This window comes from Deinococcus multiflagellatus (genome assembly GCF_020166415.1).
GTDB lineage: Bacteria > Deinococcota > Deinococci > Deinococcales > Deinococcaceae > Deinococcus > Deinococcus multiflagellatus.
Map to the genome: position 1 here is coordinate 251,568 of NZ_JAIQXV010000004.1, position 20,555 is coordinate 272,122.

22 protein-coding genes are annotated in these 20,555 nt (G+C 68.1%); 9 read left to right on the forward strand and 13 right to left on the reverse strand.

From position 1 onward, the window contains the following. Positions 1-390: 390 nt before the first annotated feature. Positions 391-1,416, reverse strand: a complete 1,026-nt coding sequence (tdh, locus tag K7W41_RS08225; RefSeq protein ID WP_224606858.1) for an L-threonine 3-dehydrogenase — start codon at positions 1,414-1,416, stop codon at positions 391-393. Between the two features lie 173 nt (positions 1,417-1,589). Between tdh and K7W41_RS08230 the strand changes: the two genes are divergently transcribed. The 4 genes from K7W41_RS08230 (at position 1,590) to murJ (ending at position 4,454) form a co-directional block, all read left to right on the forward strand. After that, positions 1,590-1,727, forward strand: a complete 138-nt coding sequence (locus K7W41_RS08230) for a hypothetical protein (protein WP_221088016.1) — start codon at positions 1,590-1,592, stop codon at positions 1,725-1,727. A gap of 130 nt (positions 1,728-1,857) precedes the next feature. Then, positions 1,858-2,289, forward strand: a complete 432-nt coding sequence (locus K7W41_RS08235; RefSeq protein WP_224606763.1) for a uracil-DNA glycosylase — start codon at positions 1,858-1,860, stop codon at positions 2,287-2,289. After that, positions 2,289-2,750: a hypothetical protein gene (locus K7W41_RS08240; protein WP_224606765.1), complete on the forward strand. Its 462-nt coding sequence runs from the start codon at positions 2,289-2,291 to the stop codon at positions 2,748-2,750. Before K7W41_RS08235 ends, K7W41_RS08240 begins: the two co-directional genes overlap by 1 nt. Before the next feature lie 90 nt (positions 2,751-2,840). Continuing rightward, positions 2,841-4,454 (forward strand): murein biosynthesis integral membrane protein MurJ, encoded by a 1,614-nt coding sequence (murJ, locus tag K7W41_RS08245; protein ID WP_224606769.1) that lies wholly within the window; start codon positions 2,841-2,843, stop codon positions 4,452-4,454. A gap of 111 nt (positions 4,455-4,565) precedes the next feature. On the opposite strand, the gene K7W41_RS08250 is transcribed toward murJ, so the two are convergent. Then, the gene (locus K7W41_RS08250; protein WP_224606772.1) at positions 4,566-5,132 is read right to left on the reverse strand and encodes a YdcF family protein; all 567 of its coding nucleotides are present in this window, start codon (positions 5,130-5,132) and stop codon (positions 4,566-4,568) included. Positions 5,133-5,295: 163 nt separating this feature from the next. On the opposite strand from K7W41_RS08250, the gene topA reads away from it, so the two are divergent. Both topA and K7W41_RS08260 read left to right on the forward strand, forming a co-directional pair. Then, positions 5,296-8,199 (forward strand): type I DNA topoisomerase, encoded by a 2,904-nt coding sequence (gene topA, locus K7W41_RS08255; RefSeq protein WP_224606775.1) that lies wholly within the window; start codon positions 5,296-5,298, stop codon positions 8,197-8,199. A 136-nt stretch (positions 8,200-8,335) separates the two neighbouring features. Then, positions 8,336-8,647, forward strand: coding sequence for a hypothetical protein (locus K7W41_RS08260; protein WP_224606778.1), 312 nt, complete (start codon positions 8,336-8,338; stop codon positions 8,645-8,647). Positions 8,648-8,831: 184 nt separating this feature from the next. On the opposite strand, the gene K7W41_RS08265 is transcribed toward K7W41_RS08260, so the two are convergent. From K7W41_RS08265 to K7W41_RS08275, 3 genes are all read right to left on the reverse strand, one after another. Next, positions 8,832-9,383, reverse strand: coding sequence for an SRPBCC family protein (locus K7W41_RS08265; protein WP_224606781.1), 552 nt, complete (start codon positions 9,381-9,383; stop codon positions 8,832-8,834). 77 nt (positions 9,384-9,460) lie between these two features. Further along, positions 9,461-10,216, reverse strand: coding sequence for a PIG-L deacetylase family protein (locus K7W41_RS08270; RefSeq protein WP_224606784.1), 756 nt, complete (start codon positions 10,214-10,216; stop codon positions 9,461-9,463). 194 nt (positions 10,217-10,410) lie between these two features. Further along, entirely contained in the window at positions 10,411-10,869 is a 459-nt protein-coding gene (locus K7W41_RS08275) for a DUF4870 domain-containing protein (RefSeq protein ID WP_224606787.1), read from the reverse strand. A gap of 41 nt (positions 10,870-10,910) precedes the next feature. Between K7W41_RS08275 and rnhA the strand changes: the two genes are divergently transcribed. Both rnhA and yqeK read left to right on the forward strand, forming a co-directional pair. Continuing rightward, positions 10,911-11,459: a ribonuclease HI gene (gene rnhA / locus K7W41_RS08280; RefSeq protein ID WP_224606790.1), complete on the forward strand. Its 549-nt coding sequence runs from the start codon at positions 10,911-10,913 to the stop codon at positions 11,457-11,459. Next, positions 11,456-12,109, forward strand: coding sequence for a bis(5'-nucleosyl)-tetraphosphatase (symmetrical) YqeK (yqeK, locus tag K7W41_RS08285; RefSeq protein WP_224606792.1), 654 nt, complete (start codon positions 11,456-11,458; stop codon positions 12,107-12,109). Before rnhA ends, yqeK begins: the two co-directional genes overlap by 4 nt. Here yqeK and K7W41_RS08290 read toward each other — a convergent pair. Beyond that, complete coding sequence (locus K7W41_RS08290; protein WP_224606794.1) at positions 12,085-12,483, reverse strand: GNAT family N-acetyltransferase; 399 nt, start codon at positions 12,481-12,483, stop codon at positions 12,085-12,087. The genes yqeK and K7W41_RS08290 overlap by 25 nt on opposite strands. Positions 12,484-12,568: 85 nt before the next feature. On the opposite strand from K7W41_RS08290, the gene K7W41_RS08295 reads away from it, so the two are divergent. Continuing rightward, positions 12,569-13,930 (forward strand): MFS transporter, encoded by a 1,362-nt coding sequence (locus K7W41_RS08295; protein ID WP_224606796.1) that lies wholly within the window; start codon positions 12,569-12,571, stop codon positions 13,928-13,930. A 150-nt stretch (positions 13,931-14,080) separates the two neighbouring features. On the opposite strand, the gene K7W41_RS08300 is transcribed toward K7W41_RS08295, so the two are convergent. The 7 genes from K7W41_RS08300 to K7W41_RS08330 form a co-directional block, all read right to left on the reverse strand. Continuing rightward, complete coding sequence (locus K7W41_RS08300; RefSeq protein WP_224606798.1) at positions 14,081-14,497, reverse strand: hypothetical protein; 417 nt, start codon at positions 14,495-14,497, stop codon at positions 14,081-14,083. Positions 14,498-14,635: 138 nt separating this feature from the next. Beyond that, a complete protein-coding gene (glmU, locus tag K7W41_RS08305) occupies positions 14,636-16,090 on the reverse strand; it encodes a bifunctional UDP-N-acetylglucosamine diphosphorylase/glucosamine-1-phosphate N-acetyltransferase GlmU (RefSeq protein WP_224606800.1) in 1,455 nt (484 codons plus the stop codon). Positions 16,091-16,175: 85 nt separating this feature from the next. Then, on the reverse strand, positions 16,176-17,105 hold the full coding sequence (locus tag K7W41_RS08310) for a prolipoprotein diacylglyceryl transferase (protein WP_224606802.1): 930 nt from the start codon (positions 17,103-17,105) through the stop codon (positions 16,176-16,178). Between the two features lie 87 nt (positions 17,106-17,192). After that, a complete protein-coding gene (gene tatC, locus K7W41_RS08315) occupies positions 17,193-17,975 on the reverse strand; it encodes a twin-arginine translocase subunit TatC (RefSeq protein WP_224606804.1) in 783 nt (260 codons plus the stop codon). A gap of 21 nt (positions 17,976-17,996) precedes the next feature. Beyond that, on the reverse strand, positions 17,997-18,233 hold the full coding sequence (locus K7W41_RS08320; RefSeq protein WP_224606806.1) for a twin-arginine translocase TatA/TatE family subunit: 237 nt from the start codon (positions 18,231-18,233) through the stop codon (positions 17,997-17,999). A gap of 538 nt (positions 18,234-18,771) precedes the next feature. After that, positions 18,772-19,500 (reverse strand): SDR family oxidoreductase, encoded by a 729-nt coding sequence (locus K7W41_RS08325; RefSeq protein ID WP_224606809.1) that lies wholly within the window; start codon positions 19,498-19,500, stop codon positions 18,772-18,774. Positions 19,501-20,073: 573 nt separating this feature from the next. After that, entirely contained in the window at positions 20,074-20,397 is a 324-nt protein-coding gene (locus K7W41_RS08330) for a KGG domain-containing protein (protein WP_224606812.1), read from the reverse strand. Positions 20,398-20,555: the final 158 nt, after the last annotated feature.

Consider the following 20,555-nt stretch of genomic DNA (forward strand, 5'->3'; position numbering starts at 1 on the left):
TGGGCCGGATGGCGCAGGGGGGGGTGATTGAACGGCTAGTAACGGCTGGCCCCACCCCCCAGCCCCCTACCCCAGAGGGGCAGGGGGAGTTTTTCCGCTGCGCTCGGCAAACGTTGACTGACGATTTATGGCGGCCTTCCTTCGCCCCGCGTTGTACGCCGTCCCCTTTCTCCGCCCATCGCCGGACGCCCGCGCGCTGCGCGCACGACGGCTTCGTCTGGACCTGGGCGGTAGAGGGGCAAGCCGTCTTGGTGCGGCCCAGAAGGTTCTACTTTTCAAAAGACCAAAGAAAAAGGCGTGCGGCATCTCTGCCACCGCCTTTCCCACTGACCACTGACTACTCCCCACGCCCCTCTCCTCCTACAACCCACAACCCACGCCCTACACCCCTTATTCCCAGTTCAGAATCACTTTGCCACTCTGCCCACTCAGCATGGCGTCAAAGCCTTTCTGGTAGTCGGCGATGCCGTAGTGGTGGGTGATAATGGGGCTCAGGTCCAGGCCGGACTGAATCAGGGCGGCCATCTTGTACCACGTCTCGAACATCTCGCGGCCGTAGATGCCCTTGATGGTCAGCATCTTGAAGATCACGGCGTTCCAGTCAATGTCCACGCGGCCACTGGGAATGCCCAGCAGGGCAATCTTGCCGCCGTTGTTCATGGCCTGCACCATCTGGGCGAAGGCGGGGCCAGAGCCGCTCATTTCCAGGCCCACATCGAAGCCCTCGGTCATGCCCAGCTCAGTCATCACGCCTTGCAGGGATTCGCGGCCCACGTTCACGGCGCGGGTCACGCCCATGCGGCGGGCGAGGTCCAGGCGGTAGTCGTTCAGATCGGTGATCACCACATGGCGCGCGCCCACATGCCGGGCCACGGCCGCCGCCATCACGCCGATGGGCCCGGCCCCCGTGATCAGCACGTCCTCGCCCACCAGGTCAAAGCTCAGGGCGGTGTGCACCGCGTTGCCAAAGGGGTCGAAGATGGCGGCAATGTCGTCGGGGATGTCGTCGGGGAGTTTGAAGGCGTTAAAGGCCGGCAGCACCAGGTACTCGGCAAAGGAGCCGGGGCGGTTGACGCCCACGCCCAGGGTGTTGCGGCACAGGTGGCGGCGCCCGGCGCGGCAGTTGCGGCAGTGCCCGCAGGTGACGTGGCCTTCGCCGCTCACGCGGTCGCCAATCTGGAAGCCGCGCACCTCGCTGCCCATCCCCGCCACCACGCCCACGTACTCGTGGCCCACCACCATCGGCACCGGAATGGTCTTCTGGGCCCACTCGTCCCATTTGTAAATGTGCACGTCGGTGCCGCAGATGCTGCCCTTTTTCACCCGGATCAGCAGGTCGTTGGGACCGGGGGCCGGCACCTCGGCTTCGGTCATCCAGATGCCTTCTTCGGGGCGGGCCTTGCTCAGGGCGCGCATGGTGGGCGGGAGGTGGGCAGTGGGGGTCACGGGCGCTGTTCTACCCCCGCGCGGCCGGCAGCGCAATGCCCGCCCGCCGCCAGGGGCCACAGGGGCTGGACAGCGAAAATCCCAAGCCTGGGTAAAGGCCAGCGCGGGGCGGGGCCCAGCAGAGGTGCCGTACGCTGGGGCCCATGATCCGCTACCGCCGCCAGAACGCGCTGGAACCTGAAAAGGACGCCGAACTGAACATCAACCTCGTGCCGCTGCTGTTCTTCGTGGTGGGCTTTCTGGGCGTGCGCGCCCTGATCCACACAGCGCAGCGGGAGTAAGAAAGAGAAGGGCGTTTGGGGAGCATCCGGGTCGCCGGGTGCTCCTGACGTGTGCCGGTGCCGCATAGTCACGGTGCCTTTTGGTGCCAATTGAGAAACCGGGGGTGTCAGCGCGCGCTACTCTGGGCCCATGACCCAAAGCGCAGCGCAGCAGTTTAAAAGCACCCGCAGCGGTCGCCTCGTGGTGCCCGGCTGGATGAATCTCCTTCCCGGCAAGCCCGACGCCGTGGAGGTGCAGCTGGACGTGGTGCCCGAGGACCTGGGCCGCACCCACGCCAGCCTGCTTATTGAATACTGGGCCACCCCCGACGACCTGACCCTGCAGAGCGTGCTGCCCATCCGGGCCTTTAGCGCCGCGCAGGACGGCTGGTGCGCCATCGTCCCGGCGGCTGGCCGCGTGCTGGTGCGCGCCATTGACCCCGAGCCCACGCCCCCGGTCCTGGCCAGCCACTGGATCAACGTGGACCCGGCCACCGTGCCCGGCACCACCGTGCATGTGCGGGTGGCCTTTCCGGCCCAGCCCAGCCCGGTGCAAAACCTGCTCAACCCTGGGCGGGCGTAATGGAGCCGGCCGCCCACACGGTCATTACCCGCGAGGAAATTGCGGGGGTGGAGTTCGACTGGTTTGCGGCCGACGAGCAGGGGCACATCGCGCAGTTGCTGGCGGCGGGCGACGACACGGTGCCGCAAGCGGCGCTGCAGTCCGAGGAACTGCTGGAAGCCATTCACGTCTGGATTGACACCCGCCCCGAACACGAGGAAGCCAACGCCCCGGCGGGCGGCTTCGACGAGCACCTGACCGCCCCGCAGCGGCGCGGCGCCTTTGTGTATGACCGCCTTCCCGGACAGCCCGGCATGTACCGGCTGGTGGCGGCGCCGCGCACGCCCCTGACGGTGAGCGGGCTCCCGGGGCACCTGCAGGCGTACCTGCAGCCCCTGACCCTGGGCGTGACGTTCGGGGCCGGGCGGCTGTTTATCGGCCCAGACGGCCACGCGCGGGCACTGGACGGGGCGCTGGACTGAGAAACCGGAGGCGGCGGGGCTGTGGGCAGGCATCCCACAGCCCCGCGTGCTTCTCGGCCCGCTGCGGCGCGGCGGCAGTACAGTGGCCGGGTGAGTCTTCCGCCCTCCGGCCCGCCGCCTGCCCCTCCCGAAATCAACCTGTCGTTCGAAGACGCCGGGCCGCCCGCCGCGCCCCCACCCGCGCCGCCCCGGCGCTCGCTGCGGGCCAACACCATCATCGTGATGCTGGGCACGCTGGGCTCGCGGCTCTCGGGCATTCTGCGCCAGCAGATCATCAACCTTTTCGACGAGCGCCTGACTGACGCCTTTACCGTGGCGGTCAAGGTGCCCAACCTGCTGCGCGAACTATTGGCCGAAGGGGCGCTGGTCAATTCGTTTATTCCGGTCTACAAATCGCTGGACACCCAGGGGCGGCGGGCACTGGCGCAGACCTTCAGCGGCGTGATGATCGCGGTGAACCTGCTGCTGATGGCGCTGGGCATTCTGGCCGCGCCATTGGTGGTGGACCTGCTGCTCTCGGGCACCTCGAACGTGGACCGCGAGGTGGCGGTCTACATGACGCGGCTGGTGATGCCCTTTCTGATGCTGATCAGCCTGTCCAGCGTGGCGATGGGCCTGCTGAACGCCGACGAGCACTTCCGGGAAAGCAGTTTCGCGCCCATCGCCTTTAACCTTGCCAGCATTGCGGCGCTGGCCCTGCTGCCCGACACCGCCACCTGGCTGGGGGTGGGCTGGCTGCTGGGCGGGGTGGCGCAGCTGGTGGTGCAGCTGCCGGCCCTGCACCGCTTTGGGCTGCTGCCCATTCCCCGGCTGGGCGGGCACCCGGCGCTGGGGCGGGTGCTGCGGCAGATGGCGCCCTTTACCCTCACGGCCGGCGCGCGGCAGCTTCTGAACGTCTACGTGACCAGCCTGCTCACCAACGTGCAGCAGTTTCCCAAGGGAACGGCCACGGGCTACGCCAACGCCGAGGCGCTGTTCACGATGGTCAACGGCCTCTTTGTGGTCTCCCCCGTGCTGGCAGTGTTTCCGCGCTTTTCGCAGGCGGCGGCCGACCGCGACTGGGCCCTGTTCCGGCAGCTGACTGCCCAGACGATCCGCACCACCACCTTTCTGGCCGCGCCCATGAGCGCGCTGCTGGTGGCCCTGGCACCCTACGCAGTCAGCCTGATGAACCTGAAGGTGCCCGCCGGACCCGAGGCGCTGGACAAGTTCGCCGCTGGCAGCGGCATCCTGACCGGCTGGGCGCTGGCGCTGGTGCCCTGGGCGCTGGTGACGGTGCTGCTGCGCACCTTCTACGCCCGCGAACGCACCCGCGAGGCAGTCACCGTGAGCGCCCTGGGCTTTGTGCTGGAGGTGGCGCTCTACCGCCTGCTGGTGCCGCCACTGGGCTTAAGCGGCTTTGGCCTGAGCACCACGATCAGCGGCGTGCTGATGACGGGCGCCCTGCTGTACCTGTACCGCCGCGACGTGGGCTTTCCGGGGCGCGAAGTGGCTGGCCACCTGGCGCGCGTGTTGCCCCTGGCGGCGCTGGCGGGTGCGGCGGCGTGGCTCCTGGCCAAGGTGCTCCCCGCCCCCGGCTTTTTCGTGCAGGGGGTCCTGGGGCTGGCGGTGGCTGGCGGCGCAGGCCTGGCCCTCTATCTGGCCGGCGCCTTGGCCCTGAAACTGCCCGAGGTCGGAGCGGTCACGCGGCGACTAAGGCGGTAAGTGGGGAGTGGGCAGTGGTGAGTGGAAAAAGGGGCGTGGAAGATCTCAAGCTCCACGCCCCTCTGGTTGTCTTTTCCCACTTCCCACAACCCACTCCCCACTTCCCCTCCTTCACACCCCCAGCAGCGCATACCCCAGCAGCGCCAGGCGCTCGCGCAGCAGGTACAGGCGGCTCACCTGGGGGCTCAGGGGGCTGGGGCTCACGTTGGCCTCCAGGCCCAGGGCGCGCGCCATGGCCAGGGCGCGGGGGGCGTGGGCTTCGTCGGTGACCAGGGTCACGGGGGTGCCGGGGGGCAGGCTCAGGCGGGCACCGCGCAGGTTTTCAATGGTGGTGCGGCTGCGCTCCTCGGCCACCAGGGCGCGGGCGGGCAGGCCCTGGCCGGCCAGATACGCGGTGCCCACGCCGCCTTCGGTGTAGGGATCACCGGGGCGGCGCCCACCCGTGACCACCACGGTGCGCACGCCGCCGGCGCGGTAGAGCTTCAGGGCGTGGTCCAGGCGGCGCTGAAAGGCGGGGCTGGGGTGCCCGGCGTACTGGGCGGCGCCCAGCACCACCAGCGTGGGGTGGGGCTGGGCGGGGGCGGGGGCCGACAGACGCGGCGCAACCAGAAACGCGCCCAGCAGGGCCCCCACCACGGCCAGGGGCAGAAAGAAGACGGTGGCACCCCGCGAGCGCATCAGGGAGCAGCCTAGCATGAAGAAAATCTGAAGCCTGAGACGGTTCTGAAGGCAGGGGCTGCCAACGAAGGCCAAGGCAGATTGATTTCCTTCTCCCGGAAGCCGGGGCAGGGGCATGCTACGCTCCTGCCTGACTTCTCCGTGCCAGAGGAGCCCCTCTTTTATGCCCAGACCAGCCTCCAACACGCTTGTGATCGTCGAGTCGCCCGCCAAGGCCCGCACCATCGAGAAGTACCTCGGAAAGGGGTACACGGTGGAGTCCAGCATTGGGCACATCCGCGACCTGCCGAAAAGCGCCTCGGACATTCCCGAGAAGTACAAGGGCAAGGCGTGGGCCCGGCTGGGTCTGGACATCGAGAATGACTTTCAGCCGCTGTACGTGGTCTCGCCGGAGAAAAAGGCGCATGTGGCCAAGTTGCGCAAGATGGCCCAGGACGCCAGCGAAATCATTCTGGCGACCGACGATGACCGCGAGGGCGAAAGCATCGCGTGGCACCTGTACCAGGAACTGAGGCCCAAGGTGCCGGTGCGGCGCATGGTGTTTCACGAGATCACCAAGGAAGCCATTCAGGCCGCCATTGCCGCGCCCCGGCAGATTGACACCAACCTCGTGGAAGCCCAAGAGGCCCGGCGCGCGCTGGACCGCCTGTACGGCTACGAGGTCAGCCCGGTGCTGTGGAAGAAGGTGGCCCCCAAACTGAGCGCCGGCCGCGTGCAGAGCGTGGCAACCCGCATGCTGGTGGAACGCGAACGCGAGCGCATGCGCTTTGTGAGCGCCACTTGGTGGGACCTGCTGGTGACCGGGCGCACGGCGCAGGCGCAGACCTTCCCCGCCCGCCTGACGGACGTGGCCGGGCAGAAACTGGCGCTGGGCAAGGACTTTGACCCCCTGACCGGCAAGCTGAAAGAGGGCGCAGACGTGCGCCTGCTGACTGAGGCCGAGGCGCGCGCGCTGGCCGAGGCCCTGACCGGGCAGTCCCTGGCCGTCACCAGCGCGGAGGAAAAACCCTTTACCCAGCGGCCCTACGCGCCCTTTATCACCTCCACGCTGCAGCAGGAGGGCAGCCGCAAGCTGGGCTTTGCGGCCACACGCACCATGCGCGCCGCGCAGAAACTCTACGAGGGCGGGTACATCACCTATATGCGCACGGACTCCACCAACCTCAGCACCGAGGCGGTGACGGCCGCCCGCACCCAGGTGGCGCAGATGTACGGCCAGGACTACCTCTCGCCGCAGCCGCGCGTGTACGCCAAGAAAGCCAAGAACGCCCAGGAAGCGCACGAGGCCATTCGCCCGGCCGGCAGCCGCTTCCGCACGCCCGACAGCCTGCGCGGCGAACTGGGCGGCGATGAATGGCGCCTGTACGACCTGATCTGGAAGCGCACCGTGGCCTGCCAGATGGCCGACGCCCGGGGCCGCAGCCTGCGCGTGCGCCTGAAAGGGCAGGCGGGGCCGGACGCCGTGGGCCTGAGTGCCTCGGGGCGCACCATTGATTTCCCCGGCTTTCTGCGCGCCTACGTGGAAGGCAGCGACGACCCCGGCGCCGCCCTGGAAGACCGCGATACGCCCTTGCCCCCCCTGAAAGAAGGCGAGCGGGTGCAGGCCCAGAGCGTGAAGCCCGAAGGCCACGAGACCCAGCCGCCCGCCCGCTACACCGAGGCCAGCCTGGTGCAGGCCCTGGAAGGCGCCGGGATTGGGCGGCCCAGCACCTACGCCAGCATTCTGGGCACCATTCAGGACCGGGGCTACGCCGTGAAAAAGGGGCAGGCCCTGGTGCCCACCTGGACCGCCTTTGCCACCTCGGCGCTGCTGGAGCACCACTTTGGCAAGCTGGTGGACTACGACTTCACCGCCAAGATGGAAGAGGACCTGGACGACATTGCAGGCGGGCGCGCCCAGCGGGTGCCGTACCTGAAGCGCTTTTACCTGGGCGAGCGCGGCGAGGGCATGGCCCTGCGGCCCCTGATTGACTCCAAGATGGGCGAGATTGACGCCCGGGGCATTGCCACCATCCGCGTGCCCAAGCTGGACGGCAGCGGCATTGAGGTGCGCGTGGGCCGCTACGGCCCCTACATGGAGCGCGGCGAGCAGAAGGCCAACCTGCCTGAAGAGCTGGCGCCCGATGAGCTGACCCCCGAAAAGGCCGAGGAACTGCTGTCACGCCCCAGTGGGGACCGCGTGCTGGGCGTGGACGAGGCCACCGGGCACCCGGTGGTGGCCCGCGCGGGGCGCTACGGCCCGTATGTGACGCTGGGCGACACCAACCCGCCCGTGCGCACCGCCAGCCTCTTTCCCAGTGACGACCTGCGCACCATCTCGCTGGAGCGCGCCCTGAAACTGCTGAGCCTGCCCCGCTTGGTGGGCGTCAGCGAGGGCGAGGAGGTGTGGGCCATGAACGGCAAGTTTGGCCCGTACCTCAAGCGCGGCGGGGACAGCCGCTCGCTGACCGGCCACGAGGAGTTGTTCACGGTGACGCTGCCCCAGGCCGAGGCCCTGTTCATGCAGCCGCGCTTTGGCCGGGGCCGGGCCGCCGCCGCGCCGCCCCTGCGCTCCTTTGAATACGAGGGCCGCGCGCCGATTGTGCTCAAGTCTGGCCGCTTTGGCCCCTACCTGACCGACGGCGAGCGCAACGCCACCCTGCGCAAGGGCGAGGACGAGGGCACCCTGAGCGCCGAACGCGCCCTGGAAATTCTGGAAGAGCGCGGCAAGGAGCCCAAGAAGAAGCCGGGCAAGGCCCCGCGCAAAGCGGCAGCGGCCCCGAAAAAGGCCACGGCCACCAAGAAGCCGGCGGCGAAGACGGGCACGGCGCGCACTGCCGCGGCCAAGAAACCGGCCAGCAAAGCCGCCAAACCCGCCGCCCCCGCCAAGGCCACCTTCACCTGGGCCGACCTGAAAGCGCATCTGGGCGTCCTGAGCCCCCAGGAGCGCCAGCTGGTGACCGCCACCCGCGAGCAGGGCCGCAAGGTGGAAGAGGTCGCCCCCGAACTGGGCCTGGACGTCAAGAAAGCCAAGGGCATGGCGCTGCAGGCCAGCAAGAAACTCAATCAGGCGGCACGCGGCGGATGATGGCGGCGTCGAGAGGTCGAGAAGTCCAGACGTCGAGAGAACCGGCGGTGTGCCCGGCCCCTTGCCCCCTGAACCCTTCGACCTCTTTGACCCTTAGACCCTTAGACCCTTTGACCCCCGCCCCGGGCGGCCCCCTATGCCCCGCTCCCTAGCCCCCGAAGCCCCCCAGGCGCTGCATCTGGCGCGGCTGGCGCAGGGCAGTCCGGGGGAGTGGGTGCGGCTGCCGGGCAGTGGGCTGCGGGTGGTGCACCTGTCAGGCACCCTGACTGGGCCGACAGAAACCGGCTATCTGCTGTGCCTCAGCGGCGAGGCGGTGGTGGACCTGCCGCTGAGTAACTTTGTGCGCCTGCGCCCTGCCGAGGGCTACCGGGTGCAGGCCCAGACCCCCTGGACCGCCTTTGCCACCAAGGACGGCACCGTGCTGCTGTTCAGCACCGAGCAGGACTAAAGCAATTGACCAAAGACCCCCCTCACCCCTCGCTGCGCGAGGCCCGCTCTGCGGCGCAGCTCTTCGAGTCCCACGAGGGGAGAGGGGAGAGGGTCGAGACCCAACATCATCTTTATGTCAACCGCTCTAAAGCGAGGGGGGGCCCATCTGCCAGCGCAGGCGGGCCCCCTCTCGGTCTTCCCCTCTATTTCTTGCGCTTGGCGGCCTTCGCGGCTTCCTTGGCGGCTTTTTTGTCGGCCTTCTGGCGCTCCTGCAGTTCGCGGCCCATGTCTTCCAGAAGCTGCGCGCCCTGGGCGTCCACGCTGCGCTGCAGTTCCAGCAGGGTGGTGGCGACCATGTTGTGCAGAATGCGCTCCACCGGGGCTTTTACAAACTTGTAGCGCACGCGGGCATTCACCGTCAGGGTGACTTCGGTGCCGCCGGGCATGGGCCGGAACACCCAGCTCTGGGTGAGTTTCTCCAGGGGCCCCACATGGCGCACGCTTTCCCAGCCGCCGCGCTGCGGGGCCTGCAGCTGGCCGTACTTGGCGGTAAAGCGCAGCCCCAGCAGGCGGCGCGAGAACTTAAAGCGCACCAACGCGTTGTTGCTGAGGCGGCCCCCCTCGCCTTCGTAGTCGGCCTGCACCAGATTGGGGTCCCACTTCAGGCGCCGCTTGGGTTCCAGGGCGAGGCGGTACAGCACGTCCGGACGCGACCGGACGACGATGGTCTGCTTGATGCTGATGGGCTCGGCCATAGATAGCTGCCACTGTAGCGCGGCGGGGGTGGCCCGTCCGTCCCGCCGCTGGCTCCCGGCTTTGGGCCACCCTGTTCTCAATCCAAGTACTCGCGCGCGCGCAGGTGCGAGGCCCGCAGGTTAAAGCGCTCGGCGGCGCCCACGCCGGCCAGACGGCCCAGGTCAGCGCGGGCGGCGCGGTACTGATCGGCGGTCCACTGCCAGCCGTAAAACGCCTGGTAGTAGGCCATCACGTCGGCACCCACGTCCACGGTGTCGGTGACGTTCACAAAGACTTCGGGGTAGGGGCTGGCCGGGGCGTAGTACTGGTAAAAGCGCACCGGCTCGCGCCACGCGTCCAGGCGGCGCAGGTCCTCGCCGCTTTCGGGCGCCGCGTCGCCGCTGAGGTCCGGCGCTGGGGGCATGGCCGCGCCGCCCCCCGCCTCGTTGATGATCTTGGGGATCCGCGCCAGGGTGATGGCGTCAAAGGCGATCTTGGCGGTCATGCGGTGGTCGGGGTGGGGGTGGTCGTCGCTCCAGGTGAGGATGGCGTTGGGGCGAAAGCGGGCGTACAGGCGGGCTAAGAGCAGGGCCTCGGCGCGGCTGCCGGTCATGCGGCTGTCGCCCATGTCGAAGAAATGGTGCGCCGCACCAATGCGCCCGGCCACCCAGGCGCCGTGTTCGCGGCGCACCCGGGTCACCTCCTCGTGCGGGGTGTCGCCAAACTGGCTGGCCAGTTCGCCCAGGGTGGTCCAGACCAGCATCACCTCGTCGCCGCGCGCCGCGTGCCGGGCCAGGGTGCCAATGCAGCCGATCTCGTCGTCCGGGTGGGCAAACACCGCCATGATTCGCATAAGAGACAGGGTAGTGGGTTGTGGGCCGTGGGGTGTGGGGAGGCTTGCGGTCGTGCGCGGCGGCCCCGGACGACGCCCGTCTGTTTCAGCGGCAGGCCGGTCCTCTTGCGGCTGGTCCGCTGCACAGACGGGCCCCGTTTTCCTGCGCTGCCCGGACTGAACCGCTGTTGGAGGCGGCTCAAGCCAAGTTGGCCTTACCGGAGGAAGCGGATGCTGAGGGGGTAGCGGTAGGGCTGCCCGGCACTCACGCGCACCACCGCCACGATCATGAAGATGAAGGGCACCAGCCCCAGCACCACCAGCACCGGCAGGAAGAACAGGAAAAACCCGCCCAGCGAGCCCAGCACGGCCAGCCCGCCCAGGTCCGTGCCGGTGGCCGCCCCCACCGCGCCGCCAATCAGGCCCAGGCTGAAGAGGGCAAAGCCCAGCACGCTGACCACCAGCCCGTACAGCCAGAAGCTCAGCTGAAAGTTCAGGGCCTCTTTGCCCTGGTCGTCCAGCGCGCGGCTGCGGTCCCGGAAGGCCAGCCACGCCACCAGCGGCCCCAGGACGTTGCCCAGGGTGGGCAGCAGCAGCCCCGCCAGCGGCGAGAGGTGCGTGATGATGGCGGGCGTGCGTTCGGGCTCGGTCAGGAGGGCGGGCAGGCGGGTCATGGTTGACACTACGGCCCGCCTCTGCCTACAGTTCCCAGGCAATGACCAAGGGCCGCCCCCAGAATGCCGCGCAAAAAGCGCAGGCCGCCGCGCGTGACCGCCTGCCTATCCGGGCGGGCATTCAGCCGCCCGCGCCCATTCAGGGCGAGAACGTGGACCTGTACAGCGACGGCGCCTGCGACACCCAGGCCGGCCACGGCGGCTGGGCCACCATCCTGAACTACAAGGGCAAGGAACTGGTGCTCAGCGGCCATGAAGAAGGCACCACCAACAACCGCATGGAGCTGCGCGGCCTGCTGGAGGGGTTGAAGGTCCTGAAACGGCCCTGCCAGGTGCGGGTGGTCACCGACAGCCAGTACCTGCGCAAGGCCTTTACCGACGGCTGGATTCTGAAGTGGCAGCGCAACGGCTGGAAAACGGCAGGCGGCGACCCCGTGAAAAACCAGGACCTGTGGGAAGAACTGATTGCCCAGGCCCAGACCCACGCCCTGACCTTCGTGTGGGTCAAGGGGCACGCGGGTCACGGGGAGAACGAGCGGGTGGACCAGCTGGCTGTGCAGGAGCGCAAGAAATTGCGCGCGCGGGGGTGAAGGCCTGGGGGCCCCAGTGGCCTAATCCTCTGCGCAACGCCGCGCCCTACAGCGGACAGACGTCGGCCGATCTGGCCGACGATGTGGACGCGCTGCTTGCCGCCTGCGGGCGCGAGATCATCCGTGAACATGTGCCGCGTGTAGCCGGCGAGGCGGAGTGTCTGGCCCGGCACTTCGGCGTGGACCCACTGGCCGCCCGCACGGCAGCGCTGCTGCACGACTTGGGCGGGGTCGTCCCCCGTGAAGACATGGTGGCGCTGTGCGAATCGCTGAACCTGCCTGTGTTGGCCGAAGAGCGGCAGGTCCCCCTGCTCCTGCACGCGGCCCTGAGCGTGGTCATCGCCCGGGACCGGTATGGCGTGCACGACCCTGGCGTGCTGCAGGCCATCCGGGTTCATACCACCCTGCATGCACGGCCCACCCCGCTGGACCTCGTGGTGTTTCTGGCCGACAAGCTGGAATGGGACCAGGGCGGGGCGCCGCCCTATGCCGCTGAGCTGCGCGCGGCCCTGGGGGGCGGCCTGCACGCGGGCGCCCACTGGATGCTGGCGTGGCTGGCCTCGCCCGAGAGCCGCCTGCTGCTGCCGCACCCGGACCTGAAAGCCGCCTGGGCAGCGTTCGGCCTTCAGGCCACCCACTCGCAGCGGTAACGCGCCCGGGACCAGGGCGAGGGCATGGCCTGCAACACAAAGCCACAGCGGCGGTAGAACCCAGCGGCTTCGTCATCCGTTTCGGCCGTCAGGGTGCGGAGGTTCAGGTGGCGGGCCACCTCGCGCAGCAGCGTGCGGGCATGTCCCTGGCGGGCATGGTCCGGGTGGGTGCCCAGGTGCAGGATCGTGGCGGCATCTCCGTTAACCTCCAGGCCCACGGCACTGACGACCTGCCCGGCGAAGGCCCAAGCCAGGACCAGACGGGGACCTTGCCGGTAGCGGTCCAGTTCCGCCGCCATTCGGTCCGGGTCAGGAAACATGGCCTGCCTCAGCAGGGCTTCGGTGGCAGGGGTCAGGCCGGGTTCGCTGAGCATGGGGCGCCACTGTAAAGCGGCCCGCGCGGGCCCTCGCCATTCGGCGTATCGTGCCCCAGGCCCCGCCGGGCCTACGCTGGGCGGCATGACCCAACTGCTTGCCCCACCGAACGGCTGGCGCACCTTTCTGTGGCTGTGGGGCTCGCAGGCGCTGAGCGTGATTGGCTCGGCGGTGGCGGGCTTTGCCTTCAACATCTACCTGACCCAGACGCGCTTTCCGCTGGCCGAGCAGAAGCCGCAACTGGCCGCCGCCCTGTCGCTCACCGCCCTGGCCTGGACGCTGGCGGCCACCCTCAGCGCGCCGCTGGCGGGGGCCTGGACCGACCGCCACGACCGCCGCCGGATCATGCTCGTGTGTGACCTGGCGGCGGGCGCCCTGACCTTCGCCACCCTGGGCCTGCTGCTCTCTCCTGCGGCGCCGCTGTGGGCGCTGGTGACGCTGGCGGCCTTGATGGGGCTGGTATCCACCTTTCACGGCTCGGCGTTCGATGCCAGTTACACCAGCCTCGTGCCCCGGGACCGCCTGCCCCGCGCCAACGGCCTGATGCAGACGGTGTGGAGCCTCGCCGGGCTGGTGGGCCCCGCCGCCGCCGCCCTGCTGATCGGGGTGCCGGCCCTGCTGCGTGACGCGGGCACGGGGCCCGCGTGGCTGAGCGGCTTAAAAGACGGCGTGCCCTTTGCGTACGCGGTGGACGGCCTGACCTTTCTGCTGGCGGCGGCCGTGGTGTGGCGCCTGTCTATTCCCTCGCCTGCGCCACGCCCGCGCGCCGAGCGCCCCACGCTGGCCCAGGACATGCGCTTTGGCTGGGTGTTCATTGGGCAGCGGCGGCCCCTGCTGGCGCTGCTACTCACCTTTGCGGTGGCCAACCTGTGCACCAGCAACCTGGGGGTCTTGGAACCCCTGATCGCCAAATTCGGCCTCAGTGGCGACTGGCAGGCCCGCGGCGGCACCCTGCAGGGCGCCCTGGCCACGCTGGCGATCACCCAGAGCGTGGGCGGCGTGCTGGGCGGCATTCTGATCAGCACCTGGGGCGGCCTGAAGCGGCAGCGGGTGCTGGGCGTGCTGGTGCCGATGGTGGTGTCGGGACTGGCCTTCGCCGCCTTTGGGGCCAGTGCCACCGTGCTGGGCGCAGCGGCGGCCCTGCTGGTGCTGGGCCTCACGCTGCCAGCCATGAACGCCCACTCGCAGAGCATCTGGCAGTCGCAGGTGCCGCCCGAGATGCAGGGCCGGGTGTTCTCGGTGCGCCGCCTGATTGCCCAGTTCACGGCCCCGGCCAGCACGGCACTGGCGGGTGCGCTGGCCGCCCGCTACGCACCCGGCAGCGTGGCGGTGGTGGCCGGGCTGGTGCTGGCGGCCGTGGCGGCCCTGCAACTGCTGAACCCGGTGCTGCGGCGGGTGGAAGACCCCAGCCTGGCGGCCCACGGCACGGAAATGCCAGCATCGTAAAATAAGGCATCGCTTCCGTCTCAAAATCACAACAGCTTCTTAAATAATCTCCAATCTTTGGAAAAAAGCTCAGAAGCTAAATAAACTTAGAAATCATGGCCTGAGCTATTCTCTTTTCATAGCTTGTTAGCTAGCTTTAAGATGATATTTTTATACCACATTGCGCCTGTTTGAAATACTATCCACAAACATAATAAACTCAGCAAAGGAGATATCGGCCAGCAGTTTATCAAATAGGGCGCCGACAGCTTCGGCCATCTGCCAATGGTTACACTGCTGCGCCTCAACCTCAATGCCATTTTCAACACGCAGCACCTCCCAGTAAGTGGGGGGCTCGGGTGTCACAAGGACGATGACTTTGTAGCCTCCACCATATTCCTCGAATTTAGACACCCCAAGAGTCGCCAAATAGGCTTCTGGATAGATAGCTTTGACTGGATCAAGAGCCTTGCTCATCACCCAATCCAGAACTTGATCCACATGGTCCTCGCGCACCCAACTGCAAATGTTGGCGCAGAAGACATCCAGGACCTCGCTGTCTATGGCACACCAGAATTCTTTACCCATTTTGCCACCAGTCTCAAACGGCTCAAGATGTTAGGGTCGCCTCCAGCTTCAAACGACGAGGAGCTTCAGAGAGACATAATCCTGACAAAAAAGAAGGGCCCGGCCAGAAGCGGGCCAGTCCTTCCCACTCCCCACTCCCTACTGCCCACTCCCCCTCTCCAGCCACCCCGACAGCCACGGCAGCTTCTGGGCCACCTTCTCGCGCATACCGCCCCAGTAGCGGCGCGACCACCCTTCCAGAGTGCGCTGTTTGCCGCGCGCCACGGCCAGGGCGCCTTCGGGCACGTCCTCGTGCAGGGCGCTGCCGGCGGCCACAAAAGCCGCGTCGCCCACCACGCGCGGGGCGATCAGGGTGGAATTGCTGCCAATGAACACCCCGGCGCCCACCTGCGTGCGGTGCTTGTTCACGCCGTCAAAGTTCGCCACGATGGTCCCGGCGCCCACGTTGGTTTCCTGGCCGATGGTCACGTCGCCCAGGTATGCCAGATGCCCGGCCTTGACCCCGGCGGCCAGCTGGGCGTTCTTGGTCTCCACAAAGTTGCCGATGTGCACGCCCTCGCCCAGCACGGTGCCGGGGCGCAGGCGGGCAAAGGGCCCCACCTCGCTGCCCGCGCCCACCTCGGCGCCTTCGAGGACGCTGTGGGGCTTGACCACCACGCCCCCATGCAGCACCGCGTCGGTGAGCACGCTGTAGGCGCCCACCGTCACGCCACTGGCGATGCGGGTGGCGCCGCGCAGCACCACACCGGGTTCCAGGGTCACGTCCTGGGCCAGCTGCACCGTGTCCTCGATGTACACGGTTTCCGGCATGGGGATGGTCACGCCCGCGCGCATGTGCTCTGCGGTCAGGCGCGCGCGCAGGATGCGCTGGGCCTCGGCCAGCCCGGCGCGGTCGTTGGCGCCCATCACCTCGTCGGGGTCGGCCAGCTTGAAGGCCTGCACGGCGGCGCCCTGCTCGCGGTAAAGGCCCAGCAGGTCGGTGAGGTAATACTCGCCGCTGGCGTTGGTTTTGGTGATGCGCGCGGCCAGCTCCCGGGCGCGGCCGTCCATCAGGTACACCCCCGAGTTGAATTCGCGCACGGCGCGTTCTTCGGGCGTGGCGTCCTTTTGCTCCACGATGCGCGACACCGCCCCCTGCTCGTCGCGCAGAATTCGGCCGTAGCCGGTGGCGTCGGGCAGTTCGCCGGTCAGCACGGTAAAGGCGCTGCCGCGCGCGCGGTGGTCGGCCAGCAGGGCGCGCAGGGTTTGCTCGCGCAGCAGCGGCGTGTCGCCGTACAGCACCAGCACGTCGGCGTCGCCGTGGCTGCGCAGGGCCTCCAGGCCCGTCAGGAAGGCGTGGCCGGTGCCCAGCTGCTGGGCCTGCCGGGCAAACACCACCGGCTGACCCGCCAGGGCCGCCTCCACCTGCTCGGCCCCGTGACCGGTCACGACGACCACCTGCCGCGCCCCCAGGTCCTGGGCGGCCTTGACCGCCCAGGCCACCATCGGGCGCCCGGCCACCGGGTGAAGCACCTTGGGCAAAGCGGATTTCATGCGGGTGCCCTGCCCCGCCGCCAGAATCACCACGTCCAACGGACGACTTGTCTCGCTCATCTCGGCGCCACTGTACCAGTCTGGTGCCGGGGCACAACAAAAGGCCCCGCAGCCGGGGGCCACGGGGCAGGGGCAACGCGGGAGGTTAGGCGCTGCGGGCTTCGGGGGTGGGCGCGGGCACCGGGGCCGGGGCGCCCTTCTTGCGCAGGCGCAGCAGCATCCAGATGCTGACCAGAATCAGGGGAATGCTGATCAGGTGCGTGTCGGTGAAAAAGCCGATGCCGGGGGCGTCCAGGCCCTGGTTCAGGTAGGCCCGGGGCGACAGGGGATTGAGACGGAAGGTTTCTTCCCAGCCCGCGCGCAGAATGCTGTACCACAGCCAGAACTGCCAGAAGGCCCAGCCCGGAATGCGCGAGCGCAGCCAGAAGTAAGCCGCCACCGACAGAATGATGCCGATAATCACGCCGTACAGCTGGGTGAAGTGCACCGGCGCGGTCATGACCAGCTGATCGCCAATGCGCTGGCAGTACTGCGAAAGGTCCATGTCCGGGTTGGGGTTCTTGATGCACATGCCGTCGTGGAAGGCCCGCGCGCTGTCCGGCCAGCGAAAGCCGATGGGCCAGCCGGTCACGCGGCCCACTGTATCGGTGCCGTTCATGATGTTGCCGATGCGCCCGCCAATGATGCCAAAAGCCACGCCGGGCACGCACAGGTCGGCGTAGCGGTAAAAGTCCATGCCCTTGCGCCGGGCGTAGTACAGCATGACCAGAATGCCGCCGATCAAGCCGCCGTGAATGGAAATGCCGCCCTGGCGCAGGTTGATGATGTCCCACAGCACCCGGGGAAAGGGAATGTTTTCAAACTGGTGCCAGGAGGTCAGCACGAACACGGCCCGCGCGCCCACCAGCCCCCAGACGATCATCCACAGAATCATGTCGTTGAACAGGTCCACGTTCAGGCCGCGTTCGCGCGCCATTTTCGTGCCCACCCACACGCCCGCCACAATCCCCAGCGTGATCAGCACGCCGTACCAGGCAATCGTGAAATTGCCAATCTGCAAGAACACCGGATCCATAGGTGCTTTGTAGTGTAGGGCTTATGGGCACAGAACGCGGCCTGCCTTCCACTTGAAGGCAGGCCGCCTGGGCCAGAGGGGGGCGCTTTACAGGCCCAGCGCCGGGCTTTCTTCGGGCGGCGGCAGGCGGAAGGCCCGCGAGAGAATCACGCCCAGTTCGTACAGGGCGTACAGGGGCACGGCCACCAGCAGCATGTTCGTGGGGTCAGGCGTGGGGGTGATAATGGCCGCCGCCACCATGATCGCCACCAGCGCAATGCGCCAGCCCCTGCGCAGCATGACGTGGTTCACGATGCCGATGCGGGTGAGGATCACCGCCAGAATGGGCATTTCAAAGGACAACCCAAAGGCAATCAGAAAGGTCGTGATGATGCCGATGTAGTTTCCCAGGCTGAAATTGCCCTCGACCGCCCCGGCCATAAAGTCGGCCAGGAAGGGCACCATGGTGGGCAGCACCAGCTTGTACGCGAACAGCACGCCGCCCAGGAAGGACAGCCCCGCCCCCAGGATGAAGGGCAGCGCCCAGCGGCGTTCGTGGGCATACAGGCCCGGCGCAATAAAGGCCCACACCTGCCCCAGAATGAACGGCAGGGCCAGCGCCAGCCCCGCCCAGAACGAGATATTCAGGCTGAGCATCAGCTGTTCGGTGAGCTGCAGGGTCACCAGTTTGACGTTGCCGGCGGCGTACTGCTTGGAGTAGGTCAGCGGCTCTTTGAGCAGTTCAATGAGCTGCACCCGGAACTGAAACGCCACCACCAGGCCCAGCACCAGAAACACGAGGCTGATGATGATGCGCTTGCGCAGTTCATCAAGGTGGTCGAACAGCGGGGCGCTGGCCAGCCCGCCCTGGGAATTGGTGCCGTGGGACATGGAAGCAGGCCCCCTGACGGCTCAGCCGCGCCGTTCGGTTACAGACTCGGCGGGGGTGTGCAGCGGCGCGCCCGTGCTGGGGTCCAGCTGGCGCGAGGGCACGTCGGTCACGGGGCGGTCCTCGCTGGCGCGGGTTTCGCGCTTGAATTCCTTGATGCCCTGGCCCAGGCCCTTGCCCAGTTCCGGCAGCTTGCGGGCGCCGAACACCAGCGCGATGATCACGATCAGCAGAATGATTTCCAGCGGTCCAATTGACATGGCGGGTCTCCTTGGGGGCGCAGGGTTGGCCCCCCCTTGTCCTGAAGGTATGCGATTCGCGGCCGGGCAGATTGACCCCAGCTCACCTATCCAACCTTAATCTGCCCGGGTCAAGAGACGGTGAAGGGTGGCCAGGGTGGGGCGTGGCCTGTCACCGAACGGGGGGACTGGTTCAGCCTTCCGCGTAGAGCGGCTCGACCACCACGCTGCTTTTCCCCTCCCACCGTGCGGAAAACTCACGGAACTGCTGTGCAGAGGCAAGGTCTTGAAGAGCGGCGTAGCACTGGGGGGAAGCGGTCTGATCTCCCCGGACGATGGTTCCCTCTGGCCTGTTCGCCACGCTTGAGGGCTGTCTGGACCATTGCGGCCCACAGGCTGCCGCCCAGTTCTGGAACCGAACCGGGTGCCCCTCGCCGTCGGCACCTTGCGGGCCCGATTCCCAGAACGCCGAGGTTGTTTCCTCTTTGCCCCGCAGCTCCACGCGGGCCCCTGGTCGAGAAAATCCCACCATGCGGGGCGGCATGTCTCGGCAGCCCGATCAGATTCCCCAGCCGCCGTCCACCAGCAGTTCCTGCCCCGTGATGTACCCGGCCTCATGGGTGGCCAGAAACGCCACGGCCGCCGCCACCTCGCCGGCTTCACCAAAGCGCCGGGCGGGAATGCGCGCGGCCAGAGCCGCAGCCTCGGCAGGGTCGCGGTGCAGGGCCTGCAGGCGCTCGGTGGCGGTGTAACCGGGGGCCACGGTGTTGCAGGTCACGCCGTCTTCGGCAACCTCCAGCGCCAGGGTTTTCAGGTGATTGGTGACGGCCGCGCGCATGGCGTTGCTGACGGGCAGGTTCAGCGCCGGGCGCCCCACCGTCAGGCTGGTCACAGCAATGATGCGCCCCCAGCGCCGCTCGCGCATACCGGGCAGCACACCCGCTGCCAGGCGCGCTGTGCTGAGGAAGGTGGTTTCAAAGCCCTGCGTCCAGGCCGCCTCGGTGACCGCGCTGGGCCGGGCCGGGGGCGGGCCGCCCGCGTTGCTGACCAGAATATCCACCTCTGGCGCGGCGGCCAGTGCGGCCTGCACGCCGGCCTCGGTGCCCACATCGGCCACGACCCAGCGCGCGCCCAGGGGTTCGGCGGCGGCGCGCAGGGCCTCTTCGCCGCGCGCGGCCAGGGTCACCTGGGCCCCCAGTTCGTGCAGGGCCTGCGCCGCCGCCAGGCCAATCCCCTTGCTGCCGCCCGTCACCAGGGCGCGTTTGCCGTCCAGCCGAAACAGAGCCATAAGGGCAGGCTACGGCATAGCAGGCCAGAGAGGACGCGGGGTCTGCGCTCTACAGCAGCGGCCAGCTCCTTCCTGGGGCCGACCGCACTTCCCCAGGCCGCTGTCTTTGGCAGAGCGTTTACACGAACAAAAGTTCGAACAGTGTCCGGCGAGGTGACGCGGCTGCGATGAAAACGTCATCGGGGACGCTGAAGACATTCATCCCTCTCTCCGGCGCCGCTGTCTCAGCCCCCACCCTTGCGCCTTCCTCACCAGCAGGACGTGTTGGGCGGGCTCGCTCTGCCCAGCGGCCCTCCTGCCAAAAGCTGCCCCAGGCGTTGACCCGGAGCCGCTCTGCCCTCTGTGGCCAAATGTCAAAAAAGGACAGGACACCCTCCCGGGAGTTCCTGTCTGCAGCGGGTCACCGGCCTTGAACCGGCTGAGGGACGCCTATCCGCCCGCTCGCGCGTCCGTTTTTGCGAAGGTGGACGCCGCCCTTCGGTTTGGGGCCGGGTGTGCCCATGGGGCGCTGGCGGCCCTGTCCGTGTTCAAGGCCGCCAGCTTCTTCGCCGCCTTTCCCGCAACAGCCGGGGGTCAGTCGTTCTTGTGGCTCTGGCGCCCGGCTTCGGCGTGCTGCTCGCTGGAGCCGCCGCGCTGACCGCTCCGCTCTTCGCCGCCGCCACTCCCGCCCTGGCCGCCGCGCGAGGCCTGACCGCCCTTGCGCCCGGCTTCGCGGGCTTCCTCGCTGGTGAACTCGTGGGCGTTGCCGCTGGCGTGGGCCGCGCGGCCACCTTCAGCCGCAATCTCGCGCTGACGCTCGGGGTCCATGCCGGCAAAGCCGCGTCCGCCCCCGCCGCCGTTGCCCTTACCTTCGTTGCCCCCATTGCCGCCACTACCGTTTCCGTTGCCGTTGGTCATGTTGGTGCCTCCGTGGGGGCGCTGTCGTCCCCGGTGAATTTGCCCGCGCTGCTCGCGTGACCTGCTTACTCTGGCGCGCTCCAGCCGCGTTTCCGTGACAGGCAGGTAATGGGGCTGCCAGCGCCCCTGCGCTTGTTCCCCGGTTTGCCTGAAGACGT